Here is a 14412-nt window from a genome sequence, read left to right on the forward strand (position 1 = left end):
CCCGCTCCGTTCTCCCGCGCAGGCGGGAGTCCAGGGATAGGGGCGTGACGTCTGAAATTCTGGGATCCCTGCCTGCGCAGGAGCCCTGCGTTATCGTGCTACCGGCTCGACCGTCAGCGACCCTGCGGGCAACGGAATGCATACATCCGCCGCCGGGGTTTCTCCCGACAGCCATCCCGCCCAGTCCGTACGGTCGACAATGACGATCTGGCGGTCGTGGTATGGCGCGATGTCGGGTCCAGGCGGACAGGTCAGCATCGTGAACGCCTCTCCCACGGCGGGATGCTCGCGCCATAGTCCGGCGATGCCGAACCATGCCTCTCCGGTTTTGGTGAACGACCATTTGTCCTTGCGCTTCTGCCGCGGGTCAGTGGGAGCCGTGAATTCATAGAAGGCGTCCGCCGCGATCAGGCAGCGCCCCTGCGCCGCGCTGTTACGGAAGTCGCGGCCGTCGGAGCGGTATTTGTAGACGGGCTTGCCCGCAGGGCCGGGCCAGCTCCAGCGGCGCATGACGCCCTCTGCGGCGACATCGATGTCGGGTCCGGTGCGATCCTTCCGGATGATGAAGGTCGTGTCGGTGATCTTGAAACTGTCGATGCTGGCGAGGTTGGGCAGGCCCTCGGGAAAGCGCAGCGGAATGCGCAGGTCGTTGAAATCGTCGCGCATCAGGCCGAGCGCGATCCGGCGGGCTGCTTCGTTGCACATCGCCGTTCAATAGCCCTGTTGTGCCGTGTCATCAAACGCTTCGCCCGGCGATGGCAGGCCTTCGAAGCAACGCCGTCCGCGCCGCTCCTGGACTTCGGCCGTCGCGAGCGACCCATGGAGGCGTCCGGCTGAACGTCCGCGTTGGCGCGCGGGGACGGCGCCCCGCGCGCCGGCCGTCAGCGGACCGCTGCCGCCTGGTTGGCGACGACGTCGCTGCGCTGTTCGGGCGTCATCGCCTGCGCGTTGACGTCGGCGGCGCGGATTGCATCGGCGCGCTCATCAGCGGTCTTGCGCTCGGCCTTGGCCGCGGCTTCGAGGTTCTTTGCGTCCGCTTCCATCGCGTCCGCGCGATTGTCGCCGGCCTTCTCGACCTGCTTGGCGAGCTTGCCGTCGCCATTGCCACCGCAGGCTGCCAGTGGGAGCGCCAGCGCGGCCAGCACGAACATCGTCTTCTTCATGGAATATCCCCGTTTACACGTGCCTAAACCTGGCACGACCGGGAAAACCGCCAAATCCGATTATCGTTCCGCCAGCGGATCGGAACGACCGCAGCCGAACGGCCGCGATCGTTCCCGGTGCCGTCTCAGATATGGATCGCCTTGCCGCGAACCGCCATCGACGCTTCCTTCATCGCCTCGGCATGCGTCGGATGCGCGTGGCAGGTGTAGGCGATGTCCTCGCTGGTCGCGCCGAATTCCATCGCGACGCACGCTTCCGCGATCATCGTCCCGCCAACGCTCGCGATGACCCACACGCCGAGCACGCGATCGGTCTTGGCATCCGCGATCACCTTCACGAAGCCGTCGGGCTCGTGGTTGGTCTTGGCGCGGCTGTTCGCGGCCATCGGGAACTTGCCGACCTTGATCTCGGCAACCTTCTCGCGCGCGGCTTCCTCGGTCAGGCCGACGCCCGCGATCTCGGGCCAGGTGTAGACGACCGAGGGGATCACGTCGTGATTGACGATGCCGGTAAGCCCACCGATGTTCTCCGCCACCGCGATGCCCTCGTCCTCGGCCTTGTGCGCGAGCATCGGGCCGGGGATCACGTCGCCGATCGCCCAGATTCCGGGAACCGACGTCTGGAAGCGGTGATCGGTCTCGACCTGCCCGCGTGCGTTGGTCGAGAGACCCGCGGCTTCGAGGTTGAGGCCATCGGTATTGGGACGCCGCCCGATCGACACGAGCACGGTATCCGCCTCGATCGTCTCCGGCGCGCCGCCAGCAGCGGGCTCGACCGTGATCGTCGCCTTCTCGCCCTCGACGCTCACGCCGGTGACCTTGGTCGACAGCTTGAACTCGATCCCCTGCTTCTTGAAGATCTTGTTTGATTCCTTGCGGATTTCGCCATCGAAGCCGGGGAGGATCTGGTCGAGATATTCGACGCAGGTGACGCGTGCGCCAAGCCGCTTCCACACCGAGCCGAGCTCGAGCCCGATCACGCCGCCACCGATCACGACCATATGCTCGGGCACCTTCGCCAGTTCGAGCGCGCCGGTCGAATCGACGACGACCTTCTGGTCGACGGTAACGCCGGGGAGCTGCGTGACCGACGAGCCGGTCGCGATCACGATGTTCTTTGCGCGATACGTCTGGCCCGCGACCTCGACGCTGTCGGCGCCGGTGAAGCGCGCCTGGCCCTTGAGCCATTCGACCTTGTTCTTCTTGAAGAGGAAGGCGACGCCCGCGGTGAGCTGCTTGACCGCATCCCGGCGCTGCTCGTGCATCGTGTCAAGATCGAGCGAGACGTTATCCATCTTGACGCCGAGCTTGGCCATCATGCCGTTCTTCGCGTCGTTGTAGAATTCGGACGCATGGAGCATCGCCTTGGACGGGATGCAGCCGACGTTGAGGCACGTGCCCCCAAGCGTCTCGCGGCTCTCGACGCATGCCGTGCGCAGCCCGAGCTGCGCCGCGCGGATCGCCGCGACATAGCCGCCGGGTCCGGCACCGATGATCAGAACGTCGAAATCATAGTCAGCCATTTTACTCTCCGCTGTGCTCCTGCGAAGGCAGGAGCCTAGGGTTACGGGGGCCGTCGCTCGGTGCTCTGGGTTCCTGCCTTCGCAGGAACACGGAACGCGTTAGAACAGCGTCTCGTACAAATCTTTCCACTGCGGGTTGTCCTGTTCGATCAACGCGATCTTCCAGGCCCGCTGCCACTTCTTCATCTGAAGCTCGCGATACCGTGCTGCCTCAAGATCGTCACACGCGTCGTACCAGACAAGGTGCGTGCAGTTGTATTGCTTGGAAAAGCCGTCGATCAACCGGTTGCGGTGCTGATAGGCCCTAGCCTGCAAGTTGCTGGTGACGCCCAGATAGAGCGTCCCGTTGCGCTGGCTCGCCATCAGATAGACGCAGCCCGGTTTCGTACGACTTCTCCTGTCCTTCGTCGTGTTCCTGCGAAGGCAGGAACCCAGAGTTACAAACGCCGCCGCCCGTTACTCTGGGCTCCTGCCTTCGCAGGAGCACAACGGTCAGATCACAAGTCGATCAAGATCCGCGTCGGGTCCTCGATAGCATTCTTGAGCGCGACGAGGAACGTCACCGCTTCGCGACCATCGATGAGGCGGTGATCGTAGCTCAACGCCAGATACATCATCGGGCGGATCACGATCTGCCCGTCGACCACGACCGGACGCTCGTCGATGCGGTGGAGTCCAAGCACTGCCGACTGCGGCGGGTTGATGATCGGGGTCGACATCAGCGAGCCGAACACGCCGCCGTTCGAGATGGTGAAGGTGCCGCCCTTCATCTCGTCCATCTTGAGCGCGCCGTCCTTGGCGCGCTTGCCGAAGTCGCCGATCGTCTTCTCGATCTGCGCGACCGACATCTGGTCGGCATCACGGATCACCGGAACGACGAGGCCACCCGGCGACGACACAGCGACCGAGATATCGGCATAATCGTGATAGACGATGTCATCGCCCTCGATCGACGCGTTGACCGACGGGATGTCGCGCAGCGCCATCGTCGCGGCCTTCACGAAGAAGCCCATGAAGCCCAGGCGGACGCCGTGCTTCTTCTCGAACAGGTCCTTGTACTTGGCGCGCGCCGCGATCACCGCGGTCATGTCGACGTCGTTGAACGTCGTCAGCATCGCGGCGGTGTTCTGCGCTTCCTTGAGGCGCTTGGCGATCGTCTGGCGCAGGCGCGTCATGCGGACGCGCTCTTCCTTGCGACCGCTCGCGGCAGCGACCGACGGCGCGACCGGCATCGGCGTTGCCGCCGGAGCGGCTGCCGGGGTCGAAGCAGCGGCGGCGGCGACGTCATCCTTGGTCAGGCGACCGTCCTTGCCGGTGCCCTTGACGGTAGACGGGTCGACGCCATGCTCGAGCACCGCGCGGCGCACCGACGGGCTAAGCGCGGCGGGGCCATCGCTCGACGACGACGGGGCCTGCTGACCTGCGGTCGCGGCGGGGTTGGCCTGCTCGGCAGCGGCTGCGGATTCGGGCGAAGCGGTGACCGCAGGCTGGGGTGCCGGGGCCGAAGCCGCTGCGCCATCGCCCGAGTCGATCGTCGCGAGCATCGCGCCGACCTGGACCGTCTCGCCGACCTTGACCGCATGTTCGCCCATGATCCCGGCGACCGGCGACGGCACCTCGACCGAGACCTTGTCGGTCTCGAGGCTGGCGATCGGCTCGTCTGCCGCGACCTTGTCGCCCGGCTGCTTGAGCCATTCGCCGAGCGTCGCCTCGGTGATCGATTCGCCGAGTACCGGTACTGTGACTTCGGTTGCCATATGCGCCTCTTTTATCTTCCCCGGCGAAGGCCGGGGCCCAGGTGCGCAACGCTCGCTGATCAAGCGCCGCGCGAAATTACCTTACGCCCCGCTACTGGGCCCCGGCCTTCGCCGGGGAAGCAGCGGAGCAGCGTTTCAAACCTTCCGCGTGCGGCGGATTTCCTCGCGGACGCTGTGGCCGAGCGCATCGGCGACGAGCGCCGCCTGCTCGGTCTGGTGCCGCTTCATCAGACCCGTCGCGGGCGAAGCCGAAGCCGCACGGCCCGCATAGCGCGCGCGGGTCACGCGCCCGCCGACGTCCGTCAGTACGTCTTCGATGAACGGCTCGACGAAGCTCCACGCGCCGTTGTTCTTCGGCTCTTCCTGCGCCCACACCACCGTCTCGAGGTTGGGCATCCGCTTCATCCGCTCGACCAGCGGCTCGCCCGGGAAGGGATAGAGCTGTTCGACCCGCACGATCGCCGTGTTCGTATCGCCTGCCGCGTCGCGTGCCTCGATCAGGTCATAGGCGACCTTGCCCGAGCACAGGACGAGCCGCTTCACGTCGACATCGGCCGGCGCGGACGGATCGCTCAGCAACCGCTTGAAGTGGCTGTCGCCGAGGAAATCGTCGATCTGCGACACCGCCATCTTGTGCCGCAGCAGCGACTTGGGCGTGAAGACGATTAGCGGCTTGCGGAACGAACGGTGCATCTGCCGGCGCAGCAGGTGGAAATAGTTGGCCGGCGTCGTGCAGTTCGCGACCTGCATATTGTCCTGCGCGCAGAGCTGGAGGAAGCGCTCGATCCGCGCGGAGCTATGCTCCGGCCCCTGCCCTTCGTAGCCGTGCGGCAGCAGCATCACGAGCCCGTTGGCGCGGAGCCACTTGGCCTCGCCCGAAGCGATGAACTGATCGATCATGATCTGCGCACCGTTCATGAAGTCGCCAAACTGCGCTTCCCACATGACCAGCGTCTTGGGGTCCGCGAGTGCGTAACCGTACTCGAAGCCGAGCACACCATATTCGCTGAGCGGCGAGTCGAGCACTTCGAACCGGCCGTGCGGGATCGTCTCGAGCGGGCGATACTTGTGCTCGTCGGTCTGGTCGACCCAGACCGCGTGGCGCTGCGAGAAGGTCCCGCGCCCAGAATCCTGCCCCGACAGACGGACGCCATAGCCTTCCGACAGCAGCGACCCGAACGCCAGAGCCTCGCCGGTCGCCCAGTCGAAATTGCGGCCCGACTTGAACATCTCGCGCTTGGCATCGAGCACGCGGTTGAGCGTCTTGTGGACAACCAGATCTTCGGGGATCGTCGTCAGCGTACGGCCCAGCGAATCGAACAGCTTCTGCTCCATCCCCGTATTGACGTTGCGGCGCGCGGTTTCGGCATCGGCGGGGGCGTGAAGCCCCGACCAGCGCCCGGCGAACCAGTCCGCCTTGTTGGGCTTGTAGCTCGCACCCGCCTCGAACTCGCCTTCGAGCAGCGTGGTGTACTGCTTGATGTTCTCGTCGATCCAGGCTGCGTCGATCACCTTCTGTTCGATCAGCTTCTTGCCATAGATCTCGCTGACCGGAGGATGATCCTTGATCGCCTTGTACATCAGCGGCTGGGTGAAGCCCGGCTCGTCGCCTTCATTGTGGCCGAAGCGGCGGTAGCACCACATGTCGATCACGATGTCGCGGTGGAACTGCTGGCGGAATTCCATCGCCATCTTGGTGGCGAAGGTCACCGCCTCGGGGTCATCCCCGTTGACGTGGAAGATCGGTGCCTGGACGCCCTTGGCGACGTCCGACGGATAAGGCGACGAGCGCGCGAACTGCGGCGACGTCGTGAAGCCGACCTGGTTGTTGATGATGAAGTGGACGCAACCGCCGGTGTTATACCCGCGGATCCCGGAGAAGCCGAGCGTCTCCCAAACGATCCCCTGCCCCGCGAATGCCGCGTCGCCGTGGATCAGCACCGGGAGCGATGCCTTATGCTCGGTCAGGTCGTTCGCAATCGTCTGGATCGCGCGGGTCTTGCCGAGCACGACCGGATCTTCCGCTTCCAGATGCGACGGGTTGGCGACCAGCGACATGTGGACGCTGATCCCGTCGAACTCGCGGTCGGTCGAGGTGCCGAGGTGATATTTCACGTCGCCCGAACCCGCAACGTCATCGGGATTGTCCGACCCGCCGCCGAATTCATGGAAAATGATGCGGAACGGCTTGGCCATCACGTTGGTGAGGACGTTCAAGCGCCCGCGATGCGCCATGCCGAAGACGATCTCCTTCACGCCGAGCGAGCCACCATATTTGATGACCGATTCGAGCGCGGGGATCATGCTCTCGCCACCGTCGAGCCCGAAGCGCTTGGTGCCGACATATTTCTTGCCGCAGAAGCGTTCCCACTGCTCGGCCTCGATCACCTTGTTGAGAATCGCCTTCTTGCCGAGGTCGGTGAACTCGATCGCCTTGTCCTTGCCTTCCATGCGGTCCTGCAGGAAGCGCCGCTCCTCGACGTCGGCGATGTGCATGTACTCGAGGCCGACATTGCCACAATAATTGGCGCGCAGCGTGTCGACGAGCTCGCGCACGGTCGCCCATTGCAGCCCCATCGTCCCGCCGAGATAGACCGGACGGTCGATGTCGGCATCCGAGAAGCCGTGATATTCGGTCTTGAGGTCGGCGGGCATCTCGCGCTTGGAGAGCCCCAGCGGATCGAGATTGGCGGCGAGATGGCCGCGCACGCGGTACGTGCGGATGAGCAGCATCGCGCGGATCGAATCGCCCGCGGCGCGGATGATGTCATCCTGGCTGACCGCGGGGGCCGCGGCAGGAGCAGGCTTCGCGCCACCCTTCACGGGCTTGGGCGCGGGCTCCATCTGGGTCGGATCGAGCGCAGCGGTCAGATCGTCGGTGGTCGACAGTGGCCATTTCGCCGACTGCCAGCTCGGGCCCGAAGACGTGCCTTCAAGGCCTTCGAAAAAGCCACGCCAGGCCGGTTCGACGCTGTCCGGGGAGGTGCGGAAACGCGCGTAGAGCGTCTCGATGAACGCGGGGCTGACGCCGCCTGCGATATCGCCGAAGTCCTGGTTCTCGTAGCCCATAGCGAGTCCTCGTCACCCCGGAACATTGGGGTCTCTAGTAGTGGGACACCGCCGCGCCCGACCGGACGCGGCGGCCCCGACCAACCGGCCGGGGCGATGTGCCGTTAACCCTTGAGCACTTCCAGCAAGGTCGTGCCCAGTTCGCTCGGCGAAGCGGAGACGCGGATGCCTGCGCGCTCCATCGCCGCAATCTTGTCTTCCGCGCCGCCCTGGCCGCCCGAAACGATCGCACCGGCATGGCCCATGCGACGACCCGGAGGTGCAGTGCGGCCCGCGATGAAGCCGGCCATCGGCTTCTTGCGGCCACGCTTCGCCTCGTCGATCAGGAACTGCGCAGCCTCTTCCTCGGCCGAACCACCGATCTCGCCTATCATGATGATCGACTTGGTCGCGTCGTCGGCGAGGAACAGCTCGAGCACGTCGATGAAGTTCGTGCCGTTGACCGGATCGCCACCGATGCCGACCGCGGTCGTCTGACCGAGACCAGCGTTCGACGTCTGGAACACCGCCTCATAGGTGAGCGTGCCTGAACGGCTGACAACGCCGACCGAACCCTGCTTGAAGATGCTGCCGGGCATGATGCCGATCTTGCATTCGCCGGGGGTCAGGACGCCGGGGCAGTTCGGGCCGATCAGCCGCGACTTGGACCCCGACAGCGCGCGCTTGACGCGAACCATGTCGAGCACCGGAATGCCCTCGGTGATCGTGACGATCAGCGGAACCTGTGCGTCGATCGCCTCGAGGATCGAATCCGCCGCGAAGGGGGGCGGAACGTAGATCACCGACGCGGTCGCGCCGGTCATCGCAACGGCTTCGGCCACGGTGTCATACACCGGCAGGTCGAGGTGAGTCGTGCCACCCTTGCCGGGCGTGACGCCGCCAACCATCTGCGTGCCATATTCCAGCGCCGCCTTGGTGTGGAAGCTGCCGGTTTCCCCGGTCATGCCCTGGGTGATAACCTTGGTGTTCTTGTCGACGAGGATGCTCATATATCTCGTTCCTTACCACCCCGGCGAAGGCCGGGGTCCAATAGCGAAGGCGGTCAGGGCAGCGCGATACGATCGTACAGGTCGGCCCAATCTGGGTTGAACCCGTTGATCTCTCGCAGCTTCCAGTTGCGCTTCCACTCCTTCATCTGCAGCTCGCGCTGCCGGGCGGCTTCCCAACTGCCAAGCATTTCGTACCAGACGAGCAGCTTGCAGTCGTATTTCTTCGTGAACCCGGCGACCACGCCGTTGCGGTGTTCCCACACGCGCTTTGCCAGATTCACCGTCGAACCAAGATAGATCGTGCCGTTGTAACCGCTTGCCATGATGTAAACGGAAGCCTGTTCTTCCATTACCTCGGCCTTCCCGGTTGGGCCCCGGCCTGCGCCGGGGTGGCACGTCTATCTCAGCCCAGATTACCTCAGTTGAGCGACCCGTCGATCGCCTTGCACGCGACGAGGAGTTCCTTGACCGCATCGACCGACACGCTGAGGTTCTGCTTCGCTTCGTCGTCGAGCTTGATCTCGATGACTTCCTCGACGCCGCCGGCACCGATCACGACCGGGACACCGACATAGAGATTGTCGATGCCATATTGGCCGGTCAGGTGTGCCGCTGCCGGAAGAACGCGCTTCTGGTCGTACAGATAGGCTTCCGCCATCGCGATGCCGCTAGTGGCGGGCGCATAATAAGCCGAGCCGGTCTTGAGCAGCGCGACGATCTCGCCGCCGCCGCCGCGGGTGCGCTTGATGATCGCGTCGATCTCTTCCTGGGTCGAACGACCCATCGCGACGAGGTCGGGGACCGGGATGCCCGAGACGGTCGAATAGGAAATGACCGGGACCATCGTGTCGCCGTGGCCGCCAAGCACGAAGCTGGTGACGTCCGTGACCGAGACCTTGAACTCGTCCGCGAGGAAGTGGCTGAATCGCGCCGAGTCGAGCACGCCGGCCATGCCGACGACCTTGTTGTGCGGGAGGCCGGAGAATTCGCGCAGCGCCCACACCATCGCGTCGAGCGGGTTGGTAATGCAGATGACGAACGCGTCGGGTGCGTTGGCAGCGATGCCCTCGCCGACGGCCTTCATAACCTTGAGGTTGATGCCGAGCAGGTCATCGCGGCTCATGCCGGGCTTGCGCGCGACGCCAGCGGTGACGATGATCACGTCCGCGCCTGCGATGTCCTTGTAATCGTTGGTGCCGGTGATGGTCGCGTCGAAACCCTCGACGGGGCTGCACTGGCTGAGGTCGAGCGCCTTGCCCTGGGGAACGCCTTCGACGACATCGAACAACACGACGTCCCCGAGGCCCTTGAGCGCTGCGAGATGGGCGAGCGTGCCGCCAATGTTGCCGGCGCCGATCAGCGCGATCTTCTTGCGAGCCATCCGGGATCCTTTTCGCTTTGAGGCCCGCCCATGGCGTTAAAAACTCAAGAGCGATCGGGCGAGCTCTGCCGGGCGTCGACTTAGGCGGGTTTTCGCATTTGGGCAACCCGTAAGGCAAAGGATTTGCCCCACTATTGCAATTCGTTCGCAAGTGCAATTAGCGTGTCCGTGCTCCTGCGCAGGCAGGAGCCCAGAGTTGCAACGCGCAACGCCCGCGACCCTGGATCCCCGCCTGCGCGGGGAAACGGTTCGTTACAGGAAGCCGGTCACTCCCCGCCATGCCCTGCAGCGAGATACTCTTCCGACCGCATCTCTTCCAGCCGACTGATCGTCCGGTCGAACTCGAACCGCCCGTCCCCGCTTTCGTACAGCTCCTGCGGCTCGGCATCCGCGGCGGCGAGCAGTTTGACCTTCTGTTCGTACAATGCGTCGATCAACGCGACGAACCGCGCCGCCTCGTTGCGATTGTCCGGCCCGAGCTTGGGGATCCCGACCACGATCACGGTATGATAGCGCCGCGCGATCGCGATATAGTCCGCACTGCCACGCGCCTCCTCGCACAAGCGCTTGAAACTGAACACCGCGACGCCCTTGAGCGCCTTGGGGACATGAACGGTCCGCCCCTGCACGACCAGATCCTCGGACGGGACATGCGCGCGATCCTCGACCGGAAAGTCGGTCAATCGGAAGAAATCGCCCGACAACAGCTTCGTCGCCTCGGGGCCGTTGGGCACCAGCCACGTATCGATCGACCCCAGCCGGTCGCGGCGATAGTCGACCGGGCCGTTGAGCGGGATCACGTCCATTCGCGACTCGATCAGCGCAATGAAGGGCAGGAAATGCTCGCGGTTGAGGCCGTTCTTGTAGAGATCCGCCGGCGGGCGGTTTGAGGTGGTAACGACCGTCACGCCCTCCTCGAGCAACAGCGTGAACAGCCGCGACAGGATCATCGCGTCGGGGCTGTTCGTCACCATCATCTCGTCGAAGGCGAGCAGCCGCACGTCTTCGGCAATTGCCCGGGCGAGCGGTGGGATCGGGTCGCCCAGCTCCTTGGCGCGCTCGACCGCGAGCCGCTGGTGCACCTCAAGCATGAATTCGGCGAAATGGACGCGCCGCTTGCGCCTTATGTCGAGCGCATCGAAGAACAGGTCCATCAGCATCGACTTGCCACGCCCGACCCCGCCCCACAGGTACAGCCCCCGCGGCGCCTCGGGCTTGCGGCCCAGCACCCGCCACAGCATGGAGCCGCGCCTGGGGACGGCCTCCAGTGCGGTCGCGAGATCGGCAAGACGGCGCGCGGCAGCGGCCTGTTCGGGATCGGGCCGGAGTTCGCCCGAGGCAATCAGCGCGTCATAGCGCGCAAGGACATTGGTCATTCTGGATCAGGCACCGTGGCGGGCGGCGGCGTGGACTTGCGCAGCGTGCCCGAGAAGCTGGCGATCGTCGGCGTATCGTCCTGGACGATCAGCCCGCGCAGGAACAACATGTTACGCGTTTCGCGGAGCAGTTCGATGCGCGCCTCGAGCGGCATGCCGATCTTGCCGCCGCCGATGAACTGCGCCGAAAGATCGAGCGTCACCGCGCCCCCGGCGGACAGGACCCCGAACCCGCGCGCCGCGGCGAACAGCGCCACGTCCATAAAGCCGAGCAACGCGCCGCCATGAACGTCCCCGCGCATGTTCGAATGTTCGTGGCGCGGCAGCATCCGTACCCGCGCAATCTGGTCCTCGACCTTGACCAGCAACGGCTCGAGAAAGGCGTTGTAGCGCGTGGCGTCGCGAAACTGCCACCGCTTCCATCCCGGCTGGTCGGGATCGTCATCGTAAGTGAAGGGTGCGGTCAAACGCGGCAGTTCCTCGGGGCCTGACCCCGCCCGGCGTCACGACGACCCGCGGGCGGAGGTGGCGAAGCTCAAACGACGCGTTCGGCTTCCATCTTCTTGATTTCCGCGATCGCCTTGGCGGGGTTGAGACCCTTGGGGCAGACGTTCGCGCAGTTCATGATCGTGTGGCAGCGATAGAGGCGGAACGGATCCTCCAGCTCGTCGAGTCGCTCACCGGTCATCTCGTCGCGGCTGTCGGCAAGCCAGCGATAGGCCTGCAACAGGATCGCCGGGCCGAGGAACTTGTCGCTGTTCCACCAGTAGCTCGGGCACGCGGTCGAGCAGCAGGCGCACAGAATGCACTCGTACAGACCGTCGAGCTTCTCGCGCTCCTGCGGCGACTGGAGCCGCTCCTTGCCCGCGGGCGGCGGCGTGACCGTCTGCAGCCACGGCTTGATCGACGAATATTGCGCATAGAAATGCGTGAAATCAGGAACGAGGTCCTTGATCACTTCCATGTGCGGGAGCGGCGTGATGCGGATGTCGCCCTTCACGTCCTCGATCGCGGTGGTGCAGGCGAGGCCGTTCTTGCCGTCGATGTTCATCGAGCACGACCCGCAGATGCCTTCGCGGCACGAGCGACGGAAGGTGAGCGACGAATCCTGCTCGCCCTTCATCTTGATCAGCGCGTCGAGCACCATCGGGCCGCACGAGTCGAGGTCGACCTCGAACGTGTCGTAATGCGGGTTGGCGTTCGCGTCCGGATCGTACCGGTAGATCTTGAACTTCTTGATTCGTTTCGCCTCAGGCGCGGCCTTGTGGACCTTGCCGCCCGACTTGGGCTTGCTGTTGGCGGGGAGGAAGAATTCGGCCATCGCTTGCTCGCGTTTTCCATCCAGGAGGGCGGGTTACCGCCGGGTTGTGCGGATAGCCGTACACAAGCAAGGCTGTTGTCGCAAACCCTTGCGGCACTGAATTGCTGCATCTGCGATTGCACGCGACGGTCTCGTCCAATCAGATGACGTCGAGCACCAGCCCGCGGTCGCGCGCTTCCTCGGCCTCGATGTACCAGTTGGACGGCGCCTTCTCGCGCAGTTCCTCGAACGTCACCTGGCTGTCGCGGACGATGTCGCGGAAGCCTTCTTCCTCGATCTCGATCGAATGCTCGACTTCGTGCAGTGCCGCCTTGATCGACGCCACCACCATCCGGAGCGGCCCGTTGAGGTTGATCTGCTTGGTGATCTGCCGCTCGTGGAGCATCAACCGGGTATGCCGCGTCAGGAACCGCCGCGCGACCGGGAACGCCGACATGAACGTCGCCCCCGCCGAATAGACCGCGACCTTGCCGAGAAACAGGATCTCGCGCCCGTCATGATCTTCGAGCAGACGAATGTCGTCCGCCATCGTCCGCGCGACCTCCGGGTCGCCACCAAGCGTGGTCAGCGCGATGACGAGAGTCCCTTCCGGGGGGCAGTTGCCGAGCTGGGCACGAAAGTTCTCGTACATCAGCTGGTCGACCGGACCGGAAAGGCGGATGTGGGGATTGGCGAGCAGGGGATAGCGGGGATCTGACATGGTCGCGGAAACCGGCGGGCGGCGGCGGGGTTCCCCGACGCCATAGGAATTGATGGGCAATGTTATAGCCCTGTGCTTACTAGCTACCGGAGTGCAGGAGGCCATCATGAGAACGGCTTTACGCAAGATCGGCAATTCGGTCGGAATGATCGTCCCGGCCTCGATCCTCGGCGAGATCGGCACCACGGCCGGAGCAACGCTCGACCTGCGCGTCGAGGACGGCAAAATCATCGCTACGCCGGTCGCCGGCGTGCATGCGGGATGGGCCGCGGTGGCGGCCACGCTGGCGGACCAAACGGCCGACGATGCAGACGCCTGGCAGGGGTTTGCCAATGAGGACGATGCAGCACTGACATGGTAGCGCAAGCGATGCGCCGGGGAGAGGTATGGCTCACCGCGTTCGATCCCACCGTTGGGCGCGAGATCCAGAAGACTTCACCGTTCCTGGCCGTCTCGCCCGACGAAATGAACGCGCATCTGCGCACGGTCATCGTCGTGCCGCTGACGACCGGAAGCCGCCCTGCCCCGTTTCGGATCGCGGTACGCTTCAAAGGGACGGATGGACTGGCGCTGGCGGATCAGATGCGGACGCTGGATCGTGCCCGGCTGGTCAAACGCATCGGCACGCTCGATGCAACCACGCTGGCGGCGATGCTCGCAGTTCTGGGCGAAATGTTTCGACCGTAGCGCCGAGCTCTAAACACACCCGTTCGTTTCGAGCGAAGTCGAGAAACCCGGCACAGCGCAGGTTTCTCGACTTCGCTCGAAACGAACGGGGGGCGGGGGCAGTGGGCAGATCTAATGATCGCCCTTCCCGTTGCGGACGAAGAGCAGCCATTCTCTCGCAGCAGACGCTTCAAGTCACGGCCGTAGCTCGTGACCATCAGGCGCCGACCGGGATCGTACTTTCGTGCAACGCAACCAGTCGAAGCGCATGGGGTCCGGAACGACGATCCTCGTCGATCAGATGCGCATTGTCGCAAATCAGCTCGGGCATCACCGCAGCGGCGCGATCGCGGAGCCGTTCGATTGTCTCGCCTTCGGTGACAAGCCCCGGCACATCGCAATCGAGCGCGTACCAGATATGAGCCTCCGGATCGTAAGCCGCGTGCAGGGTCCAAAGCGCCATTGGT

Annotated in this window: 16 protein-coding genes; 2 read left to right on the forward strand and 14 right to left on the reverse strand. The window is 64.6% G+C overall.

The features are described from left to right. Window positions 1-90 precede the first annotated feature (90 nt). From L8G49_RS19900 to L8G49_RS19960, 13 genes are all read right to left on the reverse strand, one after another. Window positions 91-705: an SOS response-associated peptidase family protein gene (locus tag L8G49_RS19900; protein WP_242187654.1), complete on the reverse strand. Its 615-nt coding sequence runs from the start codon at window positions 703-705 to the stop codon at window positions 91-93. A 176-nt stretch (window positions 706-881) separates the two neighbouring features. Further along, window positions 882-1163, reverse strand: coding sequence for a hypothetical protein (locus L8G49_RS19905; RefSeq protein ID WP_242140432.1), 282 nt, complete (start codon window positions 1161-1163; stop codon window positions 882-884). Window positions 1164-1288: 125 nt separating this feature from the next. Beyond that, window positions 1289-2686 (reverse strand): dihydrolipoyl dehydrogenase, encoded by a 1398-nt coding sequence (gene lpdA, locus L8G49_RS19910; protein WP_242187656.1) that lies wholly within the window; start codon window positions 2684-2686, stop codon window positions 1289-1291. A gap of 99 nt (window positions 2687-2785) precedes the next feature. Continuing rightward, window positions 2786-3052 carry a GIY-YIG nuclease family protein gene (locus tag L8G49_RS19915; RefSeq protein WP_277923402.1) on the reverse strand — a complete coding sequence of 89 codons (267 nt, stop codon included), beginning with the start codon at window positions 3050-3052 and terminating at the stop codon, window positions 2786-2788. 131 nt (window positions 3053-3183) lie between these two features. Next, the gene (odhB, locus tag L8G49_RS19920; RefSeq protein WP_242187660.1) at window positions 3184-4443 is read right to left on the reverse strand and encodes a 2-oxoglutarate dehydrogenase complex dihydrolipoyllysine-residue succinyltransferase; all 1260 of its coding nucleotides are present in this window, start codon (window positions 4441-4443) and stop codon (window positions 3184-3186) included. A gap of 135 nt (window positions 4444-4578) precedes the next feature. Continuing rightward, window positions 4579-7512 carry a 2-oxoglutarate dehydrogenase E1 component gene (locus tag L8G49_RS19925; protein WP_242187662.1) on the reverse strand — a complete coding sequence of 978 codons (2934 nt, stop codon included), beginning with the start codon at window positions 7510-7512 and terminating at the stop codon, window positions 4579-4581. Between the two features lie 104 nt (window positions 7513-7616). Next, entirely contained in the window at window positions 7617-8501 is an 885-nt protein-coding gene (gene sucD / locus L8G49_RS19930; protein WP_010160545.1) for a succinate--CoA ligase subunit alpha, read from the reverse strand. Between the two features lie 53 nt (window positions 8502-8554). Continuing rightward, entirely contained in the window at window positions 8555-8851 is a 297-nt protein-coding gene (locus L8G49_RS19935) for a GIY-YIG nuclease family protein (protein WP_242187667.1), read from the reverse strand. Between the two features lie 68 nt (window positions 8852-8919). Next, window positions 8920-9882, reverse strand: a complete 963-nt coding sequence (gene mdh, locus L8G49_RS19940; protein ID WP_242187669.1) for a malate dehydrogenase — start codon at window positions 9880-9882, stop codon at window positions 8920-8922. Window positions 9883-10148: 266 nt separating this feature from the next. Then, window positions 10149-11258, reverse strand: coding sequence for a cell division protein ZapE (gene zapE, locus L8G49_RS19945; protein WP_242187672.1), 1110 nt, complete (start codon window positions 11256-11258; stop codon window positions 10149-10151). Continuing rightward, window positions 11255-11725, reverse strand: a complete 471-nt coding sequence (locus tag L8G49_RS19950; RefSeq protein WP_242187674.1) for a PaaI family thioesterase — start codon at window positions 11723-11725, stop codon at window positions 11255-11257. Before L8G49_RS19950 ends, zapE begins: the two co-directional genes overlap by 4 nt. Window positions 11726-11793: 68 nt before the next feature. After that, on the reverse strand, window positions 11794-12579 hold the full coding sequence (locus L8G49_RS19955; protein WP_010160550.1) for a succinate dehydrogenase iron-sulfur subunit: 786 nt from the start codon (window positions 12577-12579) through the stop codon (window positions 11794-11796). Between the two features lie 139 nt (window positions 12580-12718). Next, a complete protein-coding gene (locus tag L8G49_RS19960; RefSeq protein WP_242140421.1) occupies window positions 12719-13279 on the reverse strand; it encodes an ATP-dependent Clp protease proteolytic subunit in 561 nt (186 codons plus the stop codon). Window positions 13280-13385: 106 nt separating this feature from the next. Here L8G49_RS19960 and L8G49_RS19965 point away from each other — a divergent pair, with 106 nt between their 5' ends. Together L8G49_RS19965 and L8G49_RS19970 are read left to right on the forward strand one after the other, a co-directional pair. Further along, window positions 13386-13640 carry a hypothetical protein gene (locus L8G49_RS19965; protein ID WP_242187675.1) on the forward strand — a complete coding sequence of 85 codons (255 nt, stop codon included), beginning with the start codon at window positions 13386-13388 and terminating at the stop codon, window positions 13638-13640. Continuing rightward, window positions 13634-13966 (forward strand): type II toxin-antitoxin system PemK/MazF family toxin, encoded by a 333-nt coding sequence (locus tag L8G49_RS19970; RefSeq protein WP_242187676.1) that lies wholly within the window; start codon window positions 13634-13636, stop codon window positions 13964-13966. Before L8G49_RS19965 ends, L8G49_RS19970 begins: the two co-directional genes overlap by 7 nt. Window positions 13967-14162: 196 nt before the next feature. On the opposite strand, the gene L8G49_RS19975 is transcribed toward L8G49_RS19970, so the two are convergent. Next, window positions 14163-14408 (reverse strand): DUF1902 domain-containing protein, encoded by a 246-nt coding sequence (locus L8G49_RS19975; RefSeq protein WP_242187677.1) that lies wholly within the window; start codon window positions 14406-14408, stop codon window positions 14163-14165. Window positions 14409-14412: the final 4 nt, after the last annotated feature.

The sequence above is a fragment of the Sphingomonas sp. CARO-RG-8B-R24-01 genome, assembly GCF_022662295.1.
Taxonomy (GTDB): domain Bacteria; phylum Pseudomonadota; class Alphaproteobacteria; order Sphingomonadales; family Sphingomonadaceae; genus Sphingomonas.

Excerpts from the sequence above, each read along its gene's own strand:
- L8G49_RS19900 (WP_242187654.1), bottom strand. The coding sequence starts at position 705 with ATGTGCAACGAAGCAGCCCGCCGGATCGCGCTCGGCCTGATGCGCGAC.
- L8G49_RS19905 (WP_242140432.1), bottom strand. The coding sequence starts at position 1,163 with ATGAAGAAGACGATGTTCGTGCTGGCCGCGCTGGCGCTCCCACTGGCA.
- lpdA (WP_242187656.1), bottom strand. The coding sequence starts at position 2,686 with ATGGCTGACTATGATTTCGACGTTCTGATCATCGGTGCCGGACCCGGC.
- odhB (WP_242187660.1), bottom strand. The coding sequence starts at position 4,443 with ATGGCAACCGAAGTCACAGTACCGGTACTCGGCGAATCGATCACCGAG.
- L8G49_RS19925 (WP_242187662.1), bottom strand. The coding sequence starts at position 7,512 with ATGGGCTACGAGAACCAGGACTTCGGCGATATCGCAGGCGGCGTCAGC.
- sucD (WP_010160545.1), bottom strand. The coding sequence starts at position 8,501 with ATGAGCATCCTCGTCGACAAGAACACCAAGGTTATCACCCAGGGCATG.
- L8G49_RS19935 (WP_242187667.1), bottom strand. The coding sequence starts at position 8,851 with ATGGAAGAACAGGCTTCCGTTTACATCATGGCAAGCGGTTACAACGGC.
- mdh (WP_242187669.1), bottom strand. The coding sequence starts at position 9,882 with ATGGCTCGCAAGAAGATCGCGCTGATCGGCGCCGGCAACATTGGCGGC.
- zapE (WP_242187672.1), bottom strand. The coding sequence starts at position 11,258 with ATGACCAATGTCCTTGCGCGCTATGACGCGCTGATTGCCTCGGGCGAA.
- L8G49_RS19955 (WP_010160550.1), bottom strand. The coding sequence starts at position 12,579 with ATGGCCGAATTCTTCCTCCCCGCCAACAGCAAGCCCAAGTCGGGCGGC.
- L8G49_RS19960 (WP_242140421.1), bottom strand. The coding sequence starts at position 13,279 with ATGTCAGATCCCCGCTATCCCCTGCTCGCCAATCCCCACATCCGCCTT.
- L8G49_RS19965 (WP_242187675.1), top strand. The coding sequence starts at position 13,386 with ATGAGAACGGCTTTACGCAAGATCGGCAATTCGGTCGGAATGATCGTC.
- L8G49_RS19970 (WP_242187676.1), top strand. The coding sequence starts at position 13,634 with ATGGTAGCGCAAGCGATGCGCCGGGGAGAGGTATGGCTCACCGCGTTC.
- L8G49_RS19975 (WP_242187677.1), bottom strand. The coding sequence starts at position 14,408 with ATGGCGCTTTGGACCCTGCACGCGGCTTACGATCCGGAGGCTCATATC.